This window comes from Pseudomonas sp. BMS12, from assembly GCF_001592875.1.
Classification (GTDB): domain Bacteria; phylum Pseudomonadota; class Gammaproteobacteria; order Pseudomonadales; family Pseudomonadaceae; genus Aquipseudomonas.
Map to the genome: position 1 here is coordinate 1 of NZ_LSOF01000043.1, position 323 is coordinate 323.

Here is a 323-nt window from a genome sequence, read left to right on the forward strand (position 1 = left end):
GGTAAAACCACTCTGACCGCTGCTCTGACTCGCGTCTGCTCCGAAGTTTTCGGTTCGGCCAAGGTCGACTTCGACAAGATCGACTCGGCTCCGGAAGAGAAGGCTCGCGGTATCACCATCAACACCGCACACGTAGAGTACGACTCCGAAGTCCGTCACTACGCGCACGTTGACTGCCCGGGTCACGCTGACTACGTCAAGAACATGATCACCGGTGCTGCCCAGATGGACGGCGCGATTCTGGTCTGCTCGGCTGCCGATGGCCCGATGCCGCAAACTCGCGAGCACATCCTGCTGTCCCGTCAGGTTGGCGTTCCTTACAT

The 323-nt window shown here is 59.4% G+C and carries 1 protein-coding gene; it reads left to right on the top strand.

Features of this window, described 5'->3' with window-relative positions:
• A partial coding sequence (locus AYB31_RS20975) for a GTP-binding protein (protein ID WP_236715591.1) occupies window positions 1-323 on the top strand: 323 nt, incomplete at both ends.